The following is an 18071-nucleotide window of genomic DNA, read 5'->3' on the forward strand; positions in this document are numbered from 1 at the left end:
GCGGCCGCGGCAAGCTGCAGCCGCTCGGCGTACCTGGCCTGCGGCCTCCGGGACATCTGGCCCGCGACCTCCGGAGAGGTTCCCAATCCTGCCTCCTGCGCTCGATCGTGCGCAGGGTTCCTCGGGCCGGGCGCCCGCACGGCCGCCCGGCATCCGGGAAGCCGTGCTTCGGCCGGATCGGGGCGCTATTCGTCCTCGAGTGCGCGCATCAGCATGGGCGGGTCGACGTTGCCGCCCGACAGGACGACCACGACCGTTTCCCCCTTCACGTCGATGAGGCCGCCCAGCAGGGCGGCGAGCGCGATGGCGCCGCCCGGCTCGGTGACGAGCTTCAGCTCGTGGAAGGCGAAGGCCATCGCCTTGTAGATCAGTTCGTCCGGCACGGCGACGCCCGGCTCGGCGAGGCGCGTCAGTACCGGGAAGGTCAGCTCCCCCGGCTGCTGCGACAGCAGCGCGTCCGCGATGGAGCCGCCACGGATCGTGTTCGTCTCGCGGTGGCCGCTGCGCAGCGAGCGGGAGGTGTCGTCGAACCCCTCCGGCTCCACCGGCTGGCAGACCGCCGTCGGCATGCGCGCCTTGATCGCCGTCGCGATGCCCGACAGCAGGCCGCCGCCGCTCACCGGGACGAGCACCCGGTCCGGCGAGACGCCGAGGCGCGCGAGGTCCTCGGCCACCTCGATCCCCACCGTGCCCTGCCCGGCCATCACGCCGGGATCGTCGTAGGGCGAGACGAAGGTGGCGCCGGTCTCGGCGGCGATGTCGGTCGCGATCTTGACGCGGTCGTCGTTCTCGCGGTCGTACCCGACGACCGTCGCGCCGGAGCGGATGGTGCGGGCGCGTTTGATGGCGGGCGCGTCGTGCGGCATGACGATGGTGGCCGGGATGCCGGCGACCCGCGCCGCCTCCGCGACGCCCTGCGCGTGGTTGCCCGAGGAGCAGGCGACGACGCCGCGCTGGCGCGAGCCTTCCGGCAGCCGCCCGATGGCGTTCGTCGCGCCCCGGAACTTGAACGAGCCGGTGCGCTGCAGGCACTCCGGCTTGATGAAGACGCGTGCGCCGACCCGGGTGTCCAGCACGGGGGAGGACATCAACGGCGTATGTACAACCCGACCGGCCAGACGGCTCGCGGCCGCCTCCACGTCCGCGTCGGTGATCGCAACTGGGGGTTCATCCATCAGGCAGTGACCGGCTCGTGATCATCGAATGTCACGGGAGCGCCGTAGGTCTCGACATAGCCGATATGTGACACAGCGCGCCCGCCCTCAATCATATGCACACCGTAGGCCGGAGGCTCCATGACGAGGGCCGGCGGCGTCATTTCATCCAACGCCAGAACCACCTGATGCGCAACGCCCGGGATCGCCATCACCGGAACGCCGCCGACTTCGGACACGATCGTGCGGTGCACATGGCCGCAGACGATCCGCACGATGTTCTCGTGCCGCGCCAGAACCTTGGCGAACGCGCGCGCGTCGGTGAGGCCGATCTTGTCCATGAAGTCGATCCCCACCTGGAACGGCGGGTGGTGCATCGCGATCAGGACGGGACCCGAGGTCGCGAGCGTCGCGTCCAGCCAGCGGAGCTGCGCCTCACCCAGTTCGCCCTGGTGCTGCGACTGGTCGGGCGAGGAGACGGACGTGTCGAGCGCGACGACCGTCACCCCGCCGATCTTGTGCACGTGGCAGGCCTTGCCGGGCACGCACTCCTCGGCGAAGCCGGGGAAGGCCTGGAACGCGTCGCGCAGGGTCGGGGTCGAGTCGTGGTTGCCCGGAATGACGATGACCGGCACCGCGAAGCGCGACAGCAGCATGGCGGCGCGATTATAGGCATCCTCCTCGCCGAGGTCGGTGATGTCGCCGGAGACAATCACCGCGTCGATATAAGGGTGCCGGGAATTGATGGCGTCGATGGCCTGGACGACGAAGCGGTCAGTGTCGATCCGCCCCAGCGTCAAAGTGCCGGGTGGCCTCAGGTGCAGATCGGTGAGTTGTGCAAAGACCGCCATATGCGCGCCTCTAGCAGGGCCGCCGTGCGGATGCTACTGCCGCGTGCGTAACACTGTGGAGTGTTGCATCCCGGCCGATGACCCCGGCTCCCAGTTCCCCTAAGGCCATTCCATGTCGACCCCACCAACAGCGCGCCCGCACGACGGGTCATCGATCAGTGTTTGGGCCTCGATCGCGCTCGTCCTGCTCGTATTCTTGGCATACGTGCCCGGCTTTGCGACAGTGCCGCCGCTCGACCGCGACGAGCCGCGCTACACCCAGGCCACCAAGCAGATGGTGGAGACGGGCGACTACGTCCAAATCCGCTTCCAGGACGCGCCGCGCAACAAGAAGCCGATCGGCATCCACTGGCTGCAGGCCGCGGCGGTGTGGGCAAGCGGCGACGGCAACGAGGCCCCGTTGTGGGTCTACCGGATGCCCTCGATCATCGGCGCCATCGCGGCCGTTCTCCTCTCCGTCTGGATGGCGCGTGCGTTCCTGCCGCTCGGCGGAGCGCTGATCGTCGGCGGCCTCCTCGGCGCGACGGTCATCGTCGGGGTCGAGGCGCGGCTTGCCAAGACCGATGCCGTGCTGCTGGCGACCGTCGTCCTGATGCAGGGCGCGCTCGCCCGGGTCTGGCTGCGCGAGGCGAAAGGATGGGCCGCGCCGATCGCCTTCTGGGTCGGCCTCGCGCTCGGCGTCCTGGTGAAGGGGCCGATCGCGCCGATGGTGGCGGTCCTCAGCGTCCTCGTCCTGTCATGGCGCTCGGGCTGGAGCCTCGTGCCGCGGCTTCGACCGCTCGTCGGCGTCCTCATCCTGGCGCTCATCTGCCTGCCCTGGTTCGTGGCCATCTGGCGCGCGACCGACGGCGCGTTCTTCGCCAACGCGCTGGGGCGCGACTTCCTCGGCAAGGCCGCGACCGGGCAGGAAGGGCACTGGGCCCCGCCGCTGACGCACGCTGCGCTCTTCTTCGTGGTCGCCTGGCCGCTGGCGCCGTTCTTCGTCGCGGCCGCGCGCGGCTTCTTCTCCGAGCGGAGCGCCGCGCTACTCTTCGCGGCGGCCTGGGCGATCCCGAGCTGGATCGTCTTCGAGATCACGCCGACCAAGCTGCCGCACTACACGCTCCCGCTCCTGCCGGCGATCGCGCTCGCCGTGGTCGCGGTGCTGGGGTCCGCGGAACCGCCCCGGTTCCTGCGCCGCCTGGCGAGCTTCGCGCTGATCGCCACGCCGCTCGGCCTCGTGCTGGTCGCCCTCGCGGCGCCGGCCTACATCGCGAGCGCGGTCGGCCTGCCGATCAACGTCACCGGGATCCTCTTCTCGTGGGTGACGCCGATCGCGGTGGTGGCGATCGGCCTCGGCGTCGTCGCCGGCATGTCGCTGTGGCGCGGACGGGCGGCGCTCTCGCTGCCGGTGGTCGGCGCGGGGATCGCCTCCGCGGCGGTGGCGCAGGCGCTGGCGTGGGGCCTCATCGTGCCCAACATCGCCCCGCTCTGGGTCAGCCCGACCATCGTGCGCACGGCCGACGCCGTCTCCTCCTGTCCGGACCCGCGCATCGCCAGCGTCGGCGGCTTCAACGAGCCGAGCCTCATCTTCCTCGCCGGGACAGACACCGCGCTCACCGGCCCCGAGGAGGCCGTCGCCCTGGCCGAGAAGGAGTGCGTCGTCATCGTCTCGCGCGAGCGCACGGTCGCAGGCGTCCGCGCCGCGGCGGAGGCCGCCGGCGTGACGCTCAGGGAGCCGGCGACGGTGACGGGGTTCAACATCTCCAAGGGCGATCCCGTCCGCCTCACCTTCTTCGTGAAGGAGGCGCCGTGAGCGGAGGCCGCGACGGACCGAAGCCGGACGACATACCTGCCGCCACCTTGTCCGGAGCGGCCGGCTTCACTACAGACGGGACCGAACCGCGAACCGATGCGTCCGCGGCCGCTTCGTTCCCGGATCCGTCGATGTCATCCCGCGCCCCAGAAAGCCCGGTCGTCTCAATTCTGATTCCCGCCAAGGACGAGGCGGGGTCGATCGCGGACGTGCTGCACGAGATCACGGCGTCCTCGCTCGGCTCGCTCGGCGTCCCGTACGAGTTCGTCGTCATCGATGACGGCTCCACCGACGGGACTGCCAGGGCCGCGCTCGGCGCAGGCCTCCCCAACGTGCGCGTGCTGCGGCACGAGAAGTCGGGCGGCAAGTCGCGGGCGATCCGCGCCGGCGCGCTGGCGGCCCGGGGCGAGATCCTCGTCACGATGGACGGCGACGGCCAGAACGATCCGCAATTCCTCGCCGCGCTGGTGGCTCCGCTCCTAAGCGACCCGGCCGTCGGCATCGTCGCCGGCCAGCGCACGCGCCGGCACGACGGGTGGCAGAAGAAGTTTGTGTCGAAGGTCGCCAACCGCACGCGCCGCGCCCTCCTCGCGGACGACACGCGCGACACCGCGTGCGGGCTGAAGGCGATGCGGCGGGACGTCTACCTGACGCTGCCGTTCTTCGACAACAACCACCGCTTCTACCCGGCGCTCTTCATGCGCGAGGGGTGGCGCGTGGGACATGTGGACGTGGCCGACCGGCCCCGCACCACGGGCCAATCGAAATATGGCGTGCTCGACCGCGCGCTGGTGGGACTGCCCGACCTGTTGGGCATGTGGTGGCTGCGGCGCCGGGCGGCCTCACGCCCGACCGCGGTCGAGGTAACGCGGGAGTCGGTGGATGGGTGAGTGGTGGTCCGGCCTGGGAACGTGGTTCCACGAGGTCTTCGTCGAGCAGTTCGACGTCTGGATCGCGATCGGGTTCTTCGCCCAGGCCATGTTCTCGGCGCGCTTCCTCATCCAGTGGATCGCATCCGAGCGGGCGGGACGGTCCGTCGTCCCGGTGGCGTTCTGGTTCTTCTCGATCGCCGGCGGCGGATTGCTGTTTATCTACGCCCTGTCGCGCCAGGACCCGGTGTTCATCGCCGGCCAGGGCACGGGCCTGCTGATCTACGCCCGCAACATCTGGCTGATCGTCCGCGAGCGGAAGTCGGCGCTCGCCAACGCAAGCTGACCGTCCCCGGCCCCGCCGGGGACATTCCGCCGCGCGGGCGACCCCGGGTCGGAGGCCATTGGCCTCCAACCCCCGTCCGACGGGCGGCGGCTCAGAGGTGAGCCATTGCCCGGTCGAGGTCCTCGATGAGGTCGGCCGGGTCCTCGAGGCCGATGTTGAGGCGCACCAGCGGCTCGTCGTCCGGCCAGGCCTTCGCACTGCGGAACTTGTTGACCACCGGCATGGTGGCGAGGCTCTCGAAGCCGCCCCACGAGGCGCCGATGCCGAACAGCTCGAGGCTGTCGACCATCTTCATGATCTCGTCCTCGGTGCGGCCCTTGAAGGTGATCGCGAAGAGGCCTGACGCGCCGTCGAAGTCACGCTTCCACAGGGCGTGCCCCGGGGCGCCCGGAAGCGCCGGGTAGAGCACCTTGCCCACTCGCGGGTCGGCGTCGAGCCACTCCGCCACGAGGCGCGCGTTGCGCTCGAAATGCGGCATGCGCACGTGCAGCGTACGGGTCCCGCGCAGCGTCGCGTAGACGTCGTCCGGACCGACGTTCTCGCCCCAGTCGTCCCACGTCTTGCGCACCTTGGCGATCGCCTCGCCGTTGCCCGACACCGTCCCGAGGAGAAGGTCGGAGTGGCCGGCGATGTACTTCGTCGCGGCGTGGATCGACAGGTCGACCCCGTGCTCCAGCGGGCGGAAGTAGAGCGGCGTCGCCCACGTGTTGTCGATCATCGTCGTCGCGCCGGCGGCCTTGGCCCGGGCGTTGAGGTACGGGATGTCCGCCACCTCGAAGGTCAGCGAGCCCGGTGCCTCGAAGAACGCCGCCGCCGCCCCTTTTTCGAGCTCGCGATCAAATGCCGCATGATCGAGCGGGTCGAAGTAGACGACCTCCACCCCGAATCGCCTGAGGAAGCCGTCCGCGAAGCTACGCGTCGGGTGGTAGACGTTGTCCGTGATCAGGACACGGTCACCCGCGTTGACCGCCGAGGCGAGCGCGACGGTGCACGCGGCGAGCCCGGTCGGCGCCAGAACCGTTTTTTCCGACCCCTCCAGCTCGTTCATAACGTCGCAGAGCGCGTCGGTCGTCGGCGTTCCCGAACGGCCGTATGTGTATCGCTGCGTGCGCGTTCGTGTTCCTTTGACGTTCGGATAAAGCACGGTCGAGGCGTGCACGACGGGCGGATTGATGAATCCGTGGAACGCGGACGGATCGCGGCCCGCGTGCGTCAGCGTCGTCGCAACGCGTCGCTTCGGGCGGTGCGCGGTCTCATCGTCCATACAAAATTCCCCTCAAGGCGTTGGCAGTTCTTCTAGCGTCTGACTATGCTCCGACAAGCCATGCACGCTCGTCCGGGTTGTCATGTCGGCGCTCGGCACGAGGCTTGCTTTTGGCGAGCAAACGGATTTCGCGAGTCATCCGTCGCGATCTAAGGAGAGAGCAAAACAAATGAAACTCACCAAACTGGCGATCGCCGCCGGGGTCACTGGGGTATGTGTTGCCGGCGCGGCGCATGCTGCGACCCTTGATGACGTCAAGGCCCGCGGTCAGCTTCGGTGCGGCATCAACACCGGTATTCCGGGCTTTGCCTTCACCGACCAGCAAGGCAACTGGCAAGGGTTCGACGTCGCGCTCTGCAAGGCCGTCGGCGCGGCCATCTTCGGCGAGCCGAAGGTCGAGTACGTGTCGCTGACCGGCAAGACCCGCTTCACCGCGCTCGCCTCGGGCGAGGTCGACATGCTCTCGCGCAACACCACCTGGACCTACTCGCGCGACACCGACCTCAAGCTCGATTTCGCCGGCGTCAACTACTACGACGGACAGGGCTTCATCGTCCCGAAGGCCCTCGGCGTGACCTCCGCGATGGAGCTCGACGGCGCGACCGTGTGCATTCAGACCGGCACCACCACCGAGCTGAACCTCGCCGACTTCTTCCGCGCCAACGACATGAGCTACGAGCCGGTCCCGATCGAGACGGAGACCGAGGCGAAGGAGAAGTTCCTCGCCAACGCCTGCGACGTCTACACCACGGACGCCTCCGGCCTGGCGGCGACCCGCTCGTCCTACCCGAACCCGAAGGACTACGTGATCCTGCCGGAGATCATCTCCAAGGAGCCGCTCGGCCCGGCCGTGCGCCACGGCGACAACGACTGGGGCGACATCGTCCGCTGGACGCTGAACGCGCTGATCGTCGCCGAGGAGAAGGGCGTCACCGCCGAGAACGTGAAGGACATGGCGTCCGCGCCGGGTGACGATCCGGAGGTCAACCGCCTCCTCGGCACCGAGGGCGAGTACGGCTCCATGATGGGCCTCGACAAGGACTGGGCCGTCAACGCCATCGCCGCGACCGGCAACTATGGCGAGATCTTCGACGCCTATCTCGGTCCGGACACGGACATCGGCCTCGAGCGTGGCCTGAACGCGCTCTACACCGATGGTGGCATCCTCTACTCGCCGCCGTTCCGCTAAGCTCAACGGTCGCCGGGCGTGGATCCCACCGGGTCCACGCCCGCACCACATCTGGAGACCGGTATGACCGTTGCTGCCAGTACAGAGACGCCCGCCTTCCGAATAGAAATGCTCTGGCGGGACGAGCGATACCGATCCGGCTTCATCCAGGCGATCACGATGATGATCCTGATGTTGGCGGTGGCCTGGCTCGTCAACAACGCGGTCGAGAACCTCGCCGCCCTCGGAAAGACTTTTGATTTCGGCTTTCTCTGGCAACCCGCCAACTACGACATCAACCAGCGCCTCATCGACTACACGAGCCGCTCCACCAATGCCCGCGCCGCCCTCGTCGGCATCCTGAACACCCTCCTCATCGCCGTCATGGGCTGTGTCACGGCCACCGTCATCGGCATCCTCGCCGGCGTCGCGCGCCTGTCCAAGAACTGGCTCGTCGCCAAGCTCATGACGCTCTACGTCGAGACCTTCCGCAACATTCCGGTGCTGATCTGGATCCTGCTGACCGCGGCGATCGTCAACACCGCACTGCCCGCCCCGGCCACCTATCGCGGCCTCGAGACCGGGCCGGTCGTCGTCACCAACCGCGGCATCTACATCCCGACGCCCAACTTCGGCGACGGATCGCTCGTCCTCCTCATCATCTTCGCGCTCTCGGTCGCGGCGATCCTCATGGTCCGCGCCTGGGCCAACCGACGCCAGGAGGCGACCGGCGAGCAGACGCCCATGCTGTGGATCGGGCTCGGCCTCCTCGTCGTGCCGTCGCTGATCGGCTACATCCTCCTCGGCGCGCCGATCACGCTGACGTACCCGGAGCTGAAGGGCTTCAACTTCCAGGGCGGCATCCAGCTGCGCGACTCCCTCATCGCGCTGTGGGTCGCGCTCTCGCTGTACACGGGCGCCTTCATCGCCGAGATCGTGCGCGCCGGCATCCTGTCGGTCAGCCACGGCCAGTCGGAGGCCGCCTATGCGCTGGGCCTCAGGCCGAACCGGGCGATGAACCTCGTCATCCTGCCGCAGGCGCTCAGGGTCATCGTGCCGCCGCTGATCAGCCAGTTCCTCAACCTGACCAAGAACTCCTCGCTCGCCATCGCGGTCGGCTACATGGACGCCACCGGCACACTCGGCGGCATCACGCTGAACCAGACCGGGCGCGAGATGGAATGCATCCTGCTCCTGATGGGCTTCTACCTCATCGTCTCGCTGCTGATCTCGGCGGTGATGAACCTCTACAACGAACGCGTCCGGCTGGTGGAGCGCTGACATGAGCGACCTTCACGCAGAAACCGTGCCCTACGTCGCCCGGACCAGGTTCGAGCCGCAGCCGCCGCCGGTCGCCTCCTCCGGCGTCCTCGGCTGGATGACGCAGAACCTCTTCTCCTCGATCTCCAACACGATCGTCACCGTCCTCGCGATCGCGCTCATCCTCTACATGCTCCCCGGCATGCTGGAGTGGGCGGTGTTCCACTCGGTCTGGAACGCCAGCAGCATCAAGGAGTGCCGCGACATCATCACCGCCTCCTTCGGCGAGGGCGCGACCGGCGCCTGCTGGGCGGTGATCCACGAACGCTTCGGCCAGTTCATCTACGGCTACTATCCGGTGTCTCTCAGGTGGCGTCCGGACGTCGCCTTCCTGCTCCTCGTCGTCGCGATGGTGCCGGTGCTCTTCCGCACCATGCGCCCGCTCGCCTACGCGATGGGCGGCCTCCTCGCGATCAAGCTCCTCATCGCGCTCTACGACGTGATGACGGGCGCCAAGGTGGAGGTCCTCACCGGGCCGACGACGGTTCTCGCCGTCATCGCCGGCATCCTCGCCCTCGTCGTCGGCGGGGAGAAGCAGCGGCCCTACTGGATCTGGTTCACCCTGATCTACCCGGTGATCGCCTACTTCCTCCTCTGGGGCGGGCTGGTGCTGCAGCCGGTCGACTCCAGCAAGTTCGGCGGCTTCCTGCTGACGGCGGTCATCGGCGTCACCGGCATCGCCGGCTCGCTGCCGCTCGGCATCCTGCTGGCGCTCGGGCGCCGGTCGATGCTCCCGATCGTGCGCACGGTGTGCGTCATCTTCATCGAGTTCATCCGCGGCGTGCCGCTGATCACGCTCCTGTTCGTGGCCTCGACGCTGCTGAACTACTTCCTGCCGCCGGGCACGAACTTCAACATCGTCCTGCGCGTCCTGATCATGGTGACGCTGTTCGCATCGGCCTACATGGCCGAGGTGATCCGCGGCGGCCTCGCGGCGCTGCCGAAGGGCCAGTACGAGGCGGCCGACGCGCTCGGCCTCGGCTACTGGCAGTCGATGCGCCTCATCATCCTGCCGCAGGCGCTCAAGATCTCGATCCCGGGCATCGTCAACACCTTCATCGGTCTCTTCAAGGACACGACGCTGGTGTCGATCATCGCCCTGCAGGACCCGCTCGGCCTGATGAAGCCGATCCTCGCCAACTCGACGTGGAACGGCATCGTCTGGGAGCTCTACATCTTCATCGCCTTCATGTTCTTCGTCTGCTGCTTTGCCATGTCGCGTTACTCCATGTTCCTGGAGCAGCGCCTCAGAGCCGCCGACCGCCGCTAAGGAGCCGACCGCATGGCCAACGCAGCTACATCGCCCGACGTGGCACCCCCCGCGATGACCGTCTCGAAAGAGGTGGCGATCGAGATCAGCGGGATGAACAAGTGGTACGGCGAGTTCCACGTCCTGAAGAACATCGACCTCACCGTGAACAAGGGCGAGCGCATCGTCGTGTGCGGCCCTTCCGGCTCGGGCAAGTCGACCCTGATCCGCTGCATCAACGCGCTGGAGAAGCACCAGAGCGGCAAGATCGTCGTCGACGGCATCGAGCTCACGTCGGACCTCAAGAAGATCGACGAGATCCGCCGCGACGTCGGCATGGTGTTCCAGCACTTCAACCTGTTCCCGCATCTGACCATCCTCGAGAACTGCACCCTGGCGCCGATCTGGGTGAAGAAGATGCCGAAGAAGCAGGCGAACGAGATCGCCATGGAGTACCTGACCCGGGTGAAGATCCCCGAGCAGGCGAACAAGTACCCCGGCCAGCTCTCCGGCGGTCAGCAGCAGCGCGTGGCGATCGCGCGCTCGCTGTGCATGAGCCCGAACGTGATGCTGTTCGACGAGCCCACCTCGGCGCTCGACCCTGAGATGATCAAGGAAGTGCTCGACGTGATGGTCGACCTCGCGCAGTCGGGGATGACCATGATCTGCGTGACGCACGAGATGGGCTTCGCCCGTCAGGTCGCCAACCGCGTGGTCTTCATGGACCAGGGGCAGATCGTGGAGTCGAACGCGCCGGAGCCGTTCTTCACCAACCCGCAGCACGAGCGCACGAAGCTCTTCCTGAGCCAGATCCTCGCCCACTGACCGGCCAGCGGGCCGCGCGCCTTCGACCCGAGCCGGGTGTCGGTCCAGCCGACGCCCGGCTTTTTTCGTGCGCATCCCGAACCCGCCGGAACCGCACAAAAAAAGCGGCGGCCCTCCGGCCGCCGCCTGTCCTCGCGCCGCCGGACCTGATGCCCGGCGATGGCAAATCGGGACGAACGGCTATTCCTTGGCGGCGTCGCCGGACGGGGTCTGGAACCGCGCCGTCAGCATCTCCTGCCGGGCCTTGATGTCGCGGTTCTGCTCGATGATCGTCGCCAGCGCGTCGCGGAGCTGGGAAATGTCGGCGGGCGTGCGGGCGCCGTCTCCGCCACCCTGCCCGTCGAGCTGCTCGAGCCGACGCAGCACGTCGGCCACCACCTCGTCGACATGCTTGAGCTGGCGGCCGACGTCGGTCACCGTCTCGCGCATCGACCCGGCGAGGACCTCGAGGTCGCGCTTCTGCGCCTCCAGCGTCTTTTCGAGCGTCTGCAGCCGCGCGGTCATGGCGGCGACACCCTGGCCGCCCTCGCCTCCGCCCTGCCCGGCCTCGATGGCCGAGCGCAGCGCCTCCAGCTCGCGGTGGTCGATGTCCTGCGAGGAGCGCAGCCTCGCGACCTCCTCGGCGACCGCCCCCGGCGCCGCGCCGCCGACGGCCGAGCGCAGGGCGTCCGGCGTCATGCGCTCGGTGATCGCCGCGCTGATCATCTCCTTGATGCGCGGCAGAAGGCGCTCGTTGATCGCCGCGTTGAAGGTCTCGATGCGCAGGTACTCGTCCAGCACCGGCACCGAACCGTTGCCGGACCCCGCCCCCAGCCGCGCCTCGATCATGGCGAGGCGCTCGTTGACGGTCGATTCCAGCTTGGCGATCTGCGCGCCGCGGGCCGCCTTCTCGCGATTGATCATCGCGTCGACGCCGGGTCCCGCTCCGCGGTTCTCCACTGGCGGCGGGGTGGCCGGGCGCGCGGTCGCGGCGCTCTCGGTGCGCATGGTCGCATTCTGCGGCATGCGCTCGCGCGGGGTGAAGCTCACCTCCTCGGCGCGTGGCGTGGTGCGCACGGCGGCCGGCTCGACCGCCCCCTCCCGCCGGCGCCCGATGGTCCGCAGGCCGAGAAGCAGCACGAGCGCGGCGAGGCCGGTGAGACCGTAGAACGCCGTCTGGACGTCCTGCGTCTCGGCCTGGGAGGCCATGTAGAAGGTCCACGCGCCGAACAGGACGACAAATATGTTTCCCGGCCAGGGCCAGAGCCCGTGGAAACTCTCGCGGCGGTCACTGCGGGTGAGGGCCATCACGGTCCTGCCTGTTCGACGTTTCACATCCGATGGGAATGCTTACTCCCTGCCATGGCATCAAACAACGCGGCCTAAATCCCGCGCAGGCGATCGGGCCCCCTGTCCACGACGAAACGCCACGTGGCCGGTGGACCGCAAACGCCCGCGTTCGCGGGCAGGACGTCGAGCCCTGTTGCTATTGGGCCGCGCACGGGTAGAGACTGTGGGGTCACCTGAGCGGTTGAACCATTGTCGATGTCTTTGCGCGCACCTGCCGTTTGCCCGGCCGGGAGAATCTGCGACCGGACGCCGGGCCCGAACCCCGGCCTGCGGGACGGCGAACCTCGTTCAGCAACGTACCATTTCATTCATCATTTCAGCATTCTGGAGGCGGCGCCCCGTGCGAGGACGTGAGCCGAAGACGCCCGTGACGGACACTCCGCCGGGCGACGACACCAAGGGCGGCGGCCGTGCCGTCCCGTCGACGCATACGCAGTCACCGGTGTCCACGCGCAAGCCCGGGCAGCTGTCGATCGGCGCGAAGAATCTGTCGCTCGACCCCGTCTGGTCGCAGCCCCCGATCACCGACATCGAGTTCGCGCTGCTGCGCAATGCCGCGCTTCCGGAGGTCGCCCGCACGAACGGGCTCGACCACGAGATCGTCATCGTCGACCCGTCGACCGACCCGGACGAGCCCGCGCACGACGACCTTGCGATTCGCCTGTGCGAATGCGCCAAGCGGCTCAGCCTGCGGACCGTCGTCATCGGCCACCGCGACAGCCGCGAGTTCGGGGGCGGCGGCTTCTCCACCTCGCTGACGCGCATCTCCGACCTCTCGGAGATGCAGCAGGCCGAGGCGTTCGCGGCCGTGCGGGAGCGGATCAGCTGGATCATCTCGGCGACCCGCTTCAGCCGCAAGCGGCACCTCCTGTTTCCGGTGTGCGACGCCTCGCTCTACGCCATCGTGCTGGAGCTTCTGGCGCAGCAGCCGGCCGCCTCGCGCCCGTTTGTCCACCTCGCGACATGGTGGGACGCCGACCAGCTCCCCAACCGCGAGCGATTCGCGACTCTCGACCGGATCGGCTCGGCGATCCACCAGCTCAACAGCGAGCGCGTCTCGACCTTCCTCTACGCCTGGACGCGGCCGCTGGCGCAGCGGCTCTCCAGCGCGTTCGGCGTCCCGGTCGTGCCGCTCGAGATACCACCGGAGATCAGCCTCGCCGAACCGGGCGAGACGGCGCCGGGCCGGATCACCATCGGCTACCTCAGCGCCCCGACGGCCGACAACGGGTTCCACAACCTCCCCGACGTGATCCGCGCCGCGAATGCCGCGCTGCCGAACCCGCGCCAGGTCCGCTTCGTCGTCCAGGTGCGGCCGAACAGCGACGAGTCGCCGCTGCCCGACGAGGTGATCGCGACGCACGCCGCGCTCGCGTCGATCCCCGACCGCAACGTCTCGCTGATCGACGAGATCCTCGCCCGCCCGGTGTACTTCGCGGCGCTGCAGCAGATCGACGCCCTGTTGCTCCCGATCGCGGGACGGCCGGAACACCATTCGGTCGCCGCGCTGCACGCGATGGCCGCGGGCAAGCTCGTCCTGACCCTGGACGGGACGTCGTTTGCGGGAACGGTGAAGAACCGGGTCCTGTCGGCCCCGGACGCGGATGCGCTCGGCGAGCTGATCAGCCGCACGGCGGAGGACCCGAAGGCCGTGCGCACCGCCGCCAAGCTGGCGCGGACCACCTACTGGTCCACGGTCCGGCCGTCGCGCATGTTCGCGCAGCTGCTCTATGGTCCGCTCATCATCGGCGGGGCGGAGGGCAGCAGCGCAGTCTGATCCGGCGCTGCAGTTTCGCGGGTGGCGGCCGGCAATGCGGCAGGCTGCCGGCCCGGGCGTCAGCCGGGACCGGCCGCCGACCTCAGGTGCGGCCCCACTCGTCCTGCAGGCGCACGATGTCGTCCTCGCCGAGGTACGAGCCGGTCTGCACCTCGATCACCTCGAGCATGATGCGGCCCGGGTTGGCGAGGCGGTGGACGCAGCCGAGCGGCAGGTAGGTCGACTGGTTCTCCGACAGGGTGATCACCTTGTCGTCGATCGTGACCTCGGCCGTACCGCGCACCACGACCCAATGCTCGGCCCGGTGGAAGTGCTTCTGCAGCGACAGCCGCTTTCCCGGCGACACGAACAGGTGCTTCACCTGGAAGCGGGGCCCGTTCATGATCGACGTATAGCCGCCCCACGGCCGGTTCACCGTCGGCGAGACGTCGACCAGCTCGTTGCGCGCCTTCTCCTTCAGCATCGACACGACGTCCTTGACGTCCTGCGAGCGGTCCAGCGGGCAGACCAGAATGGCGTCCTCGGCCGCGATGATGGCGATCTTCTCCAGACCGAGCGCCACCACCTCGGCGCGCTGCGAGACGATCAGCGAGTCCTTCGTCTCCAGCGTCACCGCCTTGCCGCGCACGGCGTTGCCCGAATCGTCCTTCTCCAGGCTGTCCCAGTAGGAGTGCCAGGAGCCGACATCCGACCAGCGGCAGGAGATCGGCGCGACCACCGCCTTGTCCGTCCGCTCGAAGAGGGCGTAGTCGATCGAGATGTCCGGCGCGGCTTTCCATGCGGCCGCGGCCAGCGTGACCGTGCCCGGCACCACCGTGGCGCCGTTGACGGCGGAGGCCGCGGCGTCGACGACGTCGGGAACGTAGGCCTTCAGCTCGTCCAGCAGCGCCCGCGCGCTGAACGCGAAGAACCCGGCGTTCCAGTAGTAGGAGCCGTCGGCGACCATGCGCACGGCGTCTCCCGCGGGCGGCTTCTCGACGAACATCTCCACCGGCCGGACCAGATCCTCGCTGGCGCCGGCCTTGATGTAGCCGTAGCCGGTCTCCGGATGCGTCGGAAGGACGCCGAAGGTGACCATCTTGCCGGCCCGCGCGGCGGCGATCGCCGCTTCGACCGCCTTGAAGTAGGATTCGTCCGTCCCGACGAGGTGGTCGGACGGCAGGACGAAGAGAATCGCCTCGGGGTCGTCGCGCAGCAGCATCTCGGCAGCGGCGGCGATCGCCGGGGCCGTGTTGCGGCTCGACGGCTCGACGATCACCGTCGCGTCGCTCACGCCGATTCCCACGAGGCCGTCGTCGACCTGGAAGCGGTCGTTGTCACCGCACACGATGATGGGGCGACCGATGCCGTCCATGCCCTGGTGGCGCTGGACGGTTCTCTGGAACAGGCTGTGTTCCCCGTGCATCGGGAGAAACTGCTTGGGCTTGTCGGCGCGGGACAGGGGCCAAAGCCGCGTGCCCTTTCCGCCTGCCAAGATCACGGGGTAGACCGTCATGCGATGAACCTTCCTCAGACCGCATTCCCGTAGCAAAAGTAATCGCCCTCGGCCAACCGCCGGGGAGCGTCGGGGCCGGGCTGCATGGCGGCCATTCCACCCCTTTAACTTCACAGTCGTTTCCGTGTAAGGCCATCTCCTCGTGGTGACGGGTCCCCATCCGCGCGCCGCTCTTTCCCAACCAGGTCGCGCTGACCCTTGTTCGGAGCAATTTATTCATGGCGAAGATCATCGTCCTCGGCGGTGACGGCTTTTGTGGCTGGCCCACAAGCCTTCACCTCTCCAAGCGGGGTCACGAGGTCATCATCGTCGACAATCTCTCCCGCCGGAAGATCGACGTCGAGCTCGAAGTACAGTCGCTTACGCCCATCCGGCATCTCTCCGAGCGGCTCGCCGCATGGAAAGAAGTCAGCGGCCAGACGATCCGCCACGTGAACTTCACGGTCGGCGAAAACTATCACCGCCTCCTGTCGCTCATCATCGAGGAAAAACCGGACGCGATCGTCCACTTCGCCGAACAGCGCGCGGCGCCGTACTCGATGAAGACGCCGATGCACAAGCGCTACACGGTGCGCAACAACCTTACGGCCACCCATGACGTCCTGTGCGCCATCGTCGAGTCGGGAGTCGATGTGCATCTGGTTCACCTCGGAACCATGGGTGTTTACGGCTACGGTACCGCCGGAATGAAAATTCCGGAAGGCTATCTTCGGATCAAGGTCGACACGGACCATGGCCTTAAGGATCAGGAGATCCTATATCCGGCTAATCCCGGCTCGATCTATCATATGACAAAGACTCAGGATCAGCTGTTCTTTTTCTACTACAACAAGAACGACAAGGTTAAGATCACCGACCTGCACCAGGGCATCGTCTGGGGCACGCAGACGGACGAGACGTCGTCCGACGACCGCCTCATCAACCGTTTCGACTACGACGGCGACTACGGCACGGTGCTCAACCGCTTCCTCATGCAGGCGGCGATCAACTACCCGCTGACCGTCCACGGGACCGGCGGCCAGACCCGCGCCTTCATCCACATCCGCGACACCTGCCGCTGCGTCGAGCTGGCGATCCAGAACCCGCCGCAGGCCGGCGAGCGCGTCAACATCCTCAACCAGATGACCGAGACCCACCGGGTGCGCGACCTGGCCAGGATGATCGCCGACCAGACCGGCGTCGAGGTCGCCTTCCTCGACAACCCGCGCAACGAGGCGCCGGAGAACGAGCTCCACGTCGAGCACGACCGCTTCCTGCACCTCGGCCTCGAACCCATCACCCTGGAGAACGGCCTCATGGCCGAGGTGACGGACATCGCCAAGAGGTATTCGGATCGGTGCGACCGCACCAAGATCCCCTGCGTCTCGCTCTGGCGCTGACGCGGTCACGGTGAGCGGAACGCGGGGCGATCGCCCGGGCCGTCCCGCTCGCCAGGGCCCCACGGGGCCGCAGGAGGCCGGGCCGCTGGAGCGCATCGAGGTGCGCCGGCGCTCGCGCATGGGCGTCGAGCTCGGCCTCGCCCGCACCGGCAACCCGCACCGCGACCTCACGGTCTCGAAGATCCTCGAGGCCAACCGCCGGACGGGCCGCTATCCGCGGCTCGCCGGCATCTCCGCCACCGACCTCGCGAGTGAGACGCGCGTCCTCGCCGGGCCGGCGCCGAACCGGTACCACCGGCACCCCATCGCCGCCCCGTTCGAGGGCACGGGCATCCACCAGCTCCCGTTCGACGACGAGATGACCGAGGCGCTCGTCCTGCGCCGGTTCCACGACGTGGTCCTGGTGCGCGGCGGCGGCTTCGTGACCATCCTGCGCGGCAACGAGATCGACGACGCCAGCAGCGGCATCGTGATGCGCCAGATGCGGCTGTCGCGCCTCGCCGACGCCATCACGACGATCCCCCACGCGGCGGTCTGCGACGGACCGCACAAGTCGGGCAACCCGATCCATTTCATCGCCGACCGTCTGACCCGCGGGGTCCTGCTGCACACTCTCGCCGGGGCACCCGCGAGCGTCATCGCGATCGGCACCGACGAGCAGCCGTTCGCGCGCTTCGCCGCGGCGGCGGTGCATCCGGGCCATATCCACCTCGCCGCCGGCACGCCCTACCGGGTGGAGCAGCTCGACGTGCTGAGCACCACCTTCCGGCCGACGGGGCACCCGTTCTGGTACCTTGACGAGACCGTCGTCCGGACGATCGTCCCCCGACTGCTGGCCGGCGTCCCCGAGCGGGACGGCCCGAAGGCCGTCTACCTAGCCCGCAAGGACACCTCCCGGCGCCCCATGCGCAACGAGGACAAGCTGATCGCAGCGCTCGAGGCGCATGGCGTGACGACGCTCGTCATGTCGCAACTCGCGCCGGCGGAGCAGCTCGCGGCGGTGCGCGGGGCGGGGCTGGTGATCGGCCCGCACGGCGGCGCGCTCACCCACATCCTCGCCGCGCGCCCGGGGACGCGCTTCGTGGAGCTCTTCAACCCCAGTATCGGGACCGCGTCCTTCGCCGCGCTGTCGCTGGTGTCGGACGCCGACTACACGCCGCTCTTCGGCACGCCCGAGGAGGCCGGCGACGGCTGGACGATCGACGTCGACACCGTCCTCGACGCTGCCCTCGGACGCCGGACCGCCTGAG

The 18071-nt window shown here is 68.3% G+C and carries 15 protein-coding genes; 10 read left to right on the forward strand and 5 right to left on the reverse strand.

Going from position 1 to position 18071, the window contains the following annotated elements:
• Positions 1 to 185: 185 nt before the first annotated feature.
• Together DLJ53_RS18365 and DLJ53_RS18370 are read right to left on the reverse strand one after the other, a co-directional pair.
• Positions 186 to 1175: a threonine ammonia-lyase gene (locus DLJ53_RS18365; RefSeq protein WP_111347934.1), complete on the reverse strand. Its 990-nt coding sequence runs from the start codon at positions 1173 to 1175 to the stop codon at positions 186 to 188.
• On the reverse strand, positions 1175 to 2005 hold the full coding sequence (locus tag DLJ53_RS18370; protein WP_111347936.1) for a phosphodiesterase: 831 nt from the start codon (positions 2003 to 2005) through the stop codon (positions 1175 to 1177). The genes DLJ53_RS18365 and DLJ53_RS18370 overlap by 1 nt, the downstream gene beginning before the upstream one ends.
• 112 nt (positions 2006 to 2117) lie before the next feature.
• Between DLJ53_RS18370 and DLJ53_RS18375 the strand changes: the two genes are divergently transcribed.
• The 3 genes from DLJ53_RS18375 (at position 2118) to DLJ53_RS18385 (ending at position 5015) form a co-directional block, all read left to right on the forward strand.
• Positions 2118 to 3800 (forward strand): ArnT family glycosyltransferase, encoded by a 1683-nt coding sequence (locus tag DLJ53_RS18375; RefSeq protein ID WP_111347938.1) that lies wholly within the window; start codon positions 2118 to 2120, stop codon positions 3798 to 3800.
• A 131-nt stretch (positions 3801 to 3931) separates the two neighbouring features.
• The gene (locus DLJ53_RS18380) at positions 3932 to 4690 is read left to right on the forward strand and encodes a glycosyltransferase family 2 protein (RefSeq protein WP_111347940.1); all 759 of its coding nucleotides are present in this window, start codon (positions 3932 to 3934) and stop codon (positions 4688 to 4690) included.
• Positions 4683 to 5015: a lipid-A-disaccharide synthase N-terminal domain-containing protein gene (locus tag DLJ53_RS18385; RefSeq protein WP_111347942.1), complete on the forward strand. Its 333-nt coding sequence runs from the start codon at positions 4683 to 4685 to the stop codon at positions 5013 to 5015. Before DLJ53_RS18380 ends, DLJ53_RS18385 begins: the two co-directional genes overlap by 8 nt.
• A gap of 91 nt (positions 5016 to 5106) precedes the next feature.
• Here the strand turns inward: DLJ53_RS18385 and metC are convergent, their stop codons facing one another.
• Complete coding sequence (gene metC / locus DLJ53_RS18390; protein ID WP_111347944.1) at positions 5107 to 6279, reverse strand: cystathionine beta-lyase; 1173 nt, start codon at positions 6277 to 6279, stop codon at positions 5107 to 5109.
• 169 nt (positions 6280 to 6448) lie between these two features.
• Here metC and DLJ53_RS18395 point away from each other — a divergent pair, with 169 nt between their 5' ends.
• The 4 genes from DLJ53_RS18395 to DLJ53_RS18410 all read left to right on the forward strand — a co-directional run bounded on the left by DLJ53_RS18395 (position 6449) and on the right by DLJ53_RS18410 (position 10841).
• Positions 6449 to 7468 carry an amino acid ABC transporter substrate-binding protein gene (locus DLJ53_RS18395; protein ID WP_111347946.1) on the forward strand — a complete coding sequence of 340 codons (1020 nt, stop codon included), beginning with the start codon at positions 6449 to 6451 and terminating at the stop codon, positions 7466 to 7468.
• Between the two features lie 63 nt (positions 7469 to 7531).
• Positions 7532 to 8728: an amino acid ABC transporter permease gene (locus DLJ53_RS18400; protein ID WP_111347948.1), complete on the forward strand. Its 1197-nt coding sequence runs from the start codon at positions 7532 to 7534 to the stop codon at positions 8726 to 8728.
• Between the two features lies 1 nt (position 8729).
• Complete coding sequence (locus tag DLJ53_RS18405; protein ID WP_111347950.1) at positions 8730 to 10037, forward strand: amino acid ABC transporter permease; 1308 nt, start codon at positions 8730 to 8732, stop codon at positions 10035 to 10037.
• A 12-nt stretch (positions 10038 to 10049) separates the two neighbouring features.
• Complete coding sequence (locus tag DLJ53_RS18410) at positions 10050 to 10841, forward strand: amino acid ABC transporter ATP-binding protein (protein ID WP_111347952.1); 792 nt, start codon at positions 10050 to 10052, stop codon at positions 10839 to 10841.
• A gap of 180 nt (positions 10842 to 11021) precedes the next feature.
• On the opposite strand, the gene DLJ53_RS18415 is transcribed toward DLJ53_RS18410, so the two are convergent.
• Positions 11022 to 12128 (reverse strand): hypothetical protein, encoded by a 1107-nt coding sequence (locus DLJ53_RS18415; RefSeq protein ID WP_111347954.1) that lies wholly within the window; start codon positions 12126 to 12128, stop codon positions 11022 to 11024.
• A gap of 409 nt (positions 12129 to 12537) precedes the next feature.
• On the opposite strand from DLJ53_RS18415, the gene DLJ53_RS18420 reads away from it, so the two are divergent.
• Positions 12538 to 13947 carry a glycosyltransferase family protein gene (locus DLJ53_RS18420; protein WP_111347956.1) on the forward strand — a complete coding sequence of 470 codons (1410 nt, stop codon included), beginning with the start codon at positions 12538 to 12540 and terminating at the stop codon, positions 13945 to 13947.
• Positions 13948 to 14029: 82 nt separating this feature from the next.
• Here the strand turns inward: DLJ53_RS18420 and DLJ53_RS18425 are convergent, their stop codons facing one another.
• Positions 14030 to 15442, reverse strand: a complete 1413-nt coding sequence (locus DLJ53_RS18425) for a mannose-1-phosphate guanylyltransferase/mannose-6-phosphate isomerase (RefSeq protein ID WP_111347958.1) — start codon at positions 15440 to 15442, stop codon at positions 14030 to 14032.
• Between the two features lie 218 nt (positions 15443 to 15660).
• On the opposite strand from DLJ53_RS18425, the gene DLJ53_RS18430 reads away from it, so the two are divergent.
• Both DLJ53_RS18430 and DLJ53_RS18435 read left to right on the forward strand, forming a co-directional pair.
• Positions 15661 to 16821, forward strand: a complete 1161-nt coding sequence (locus tag DLJ53_RS18430) for an NAD-dependent epimerase/dehydratase family protein (protein WP_111347960.1) — start codon at positions 15661 to 15663, stop codon at positions 16819 to 16821.
• Positions 16822 to 16831: 10 nt separating this feature from the next.
• On the forward strand, positions 16832 to 18070 hold the full coding sequence (locus DLJ53_RS18435) for a glycosyltransferase family 61 protein (RefSeq protein WP_146620025.1): 1239 nt from the start codon (positions 16832 to 16834) through the stop codon (positions 18068 to 18070).
• The last annotated feature ends 1 nt before the right edge of the window (position 18071 follow it).

This window comes from Acuticoccus sediminis (genome assembly GCF_003258595.1).
Classification (GTDB): domain Bacteria; phylum Pseudomonadota; class Alphaproteobacteria; order Rhizobiales; family Amorphaceae; genus Acuticoccus; species Acuticoccus sediminis.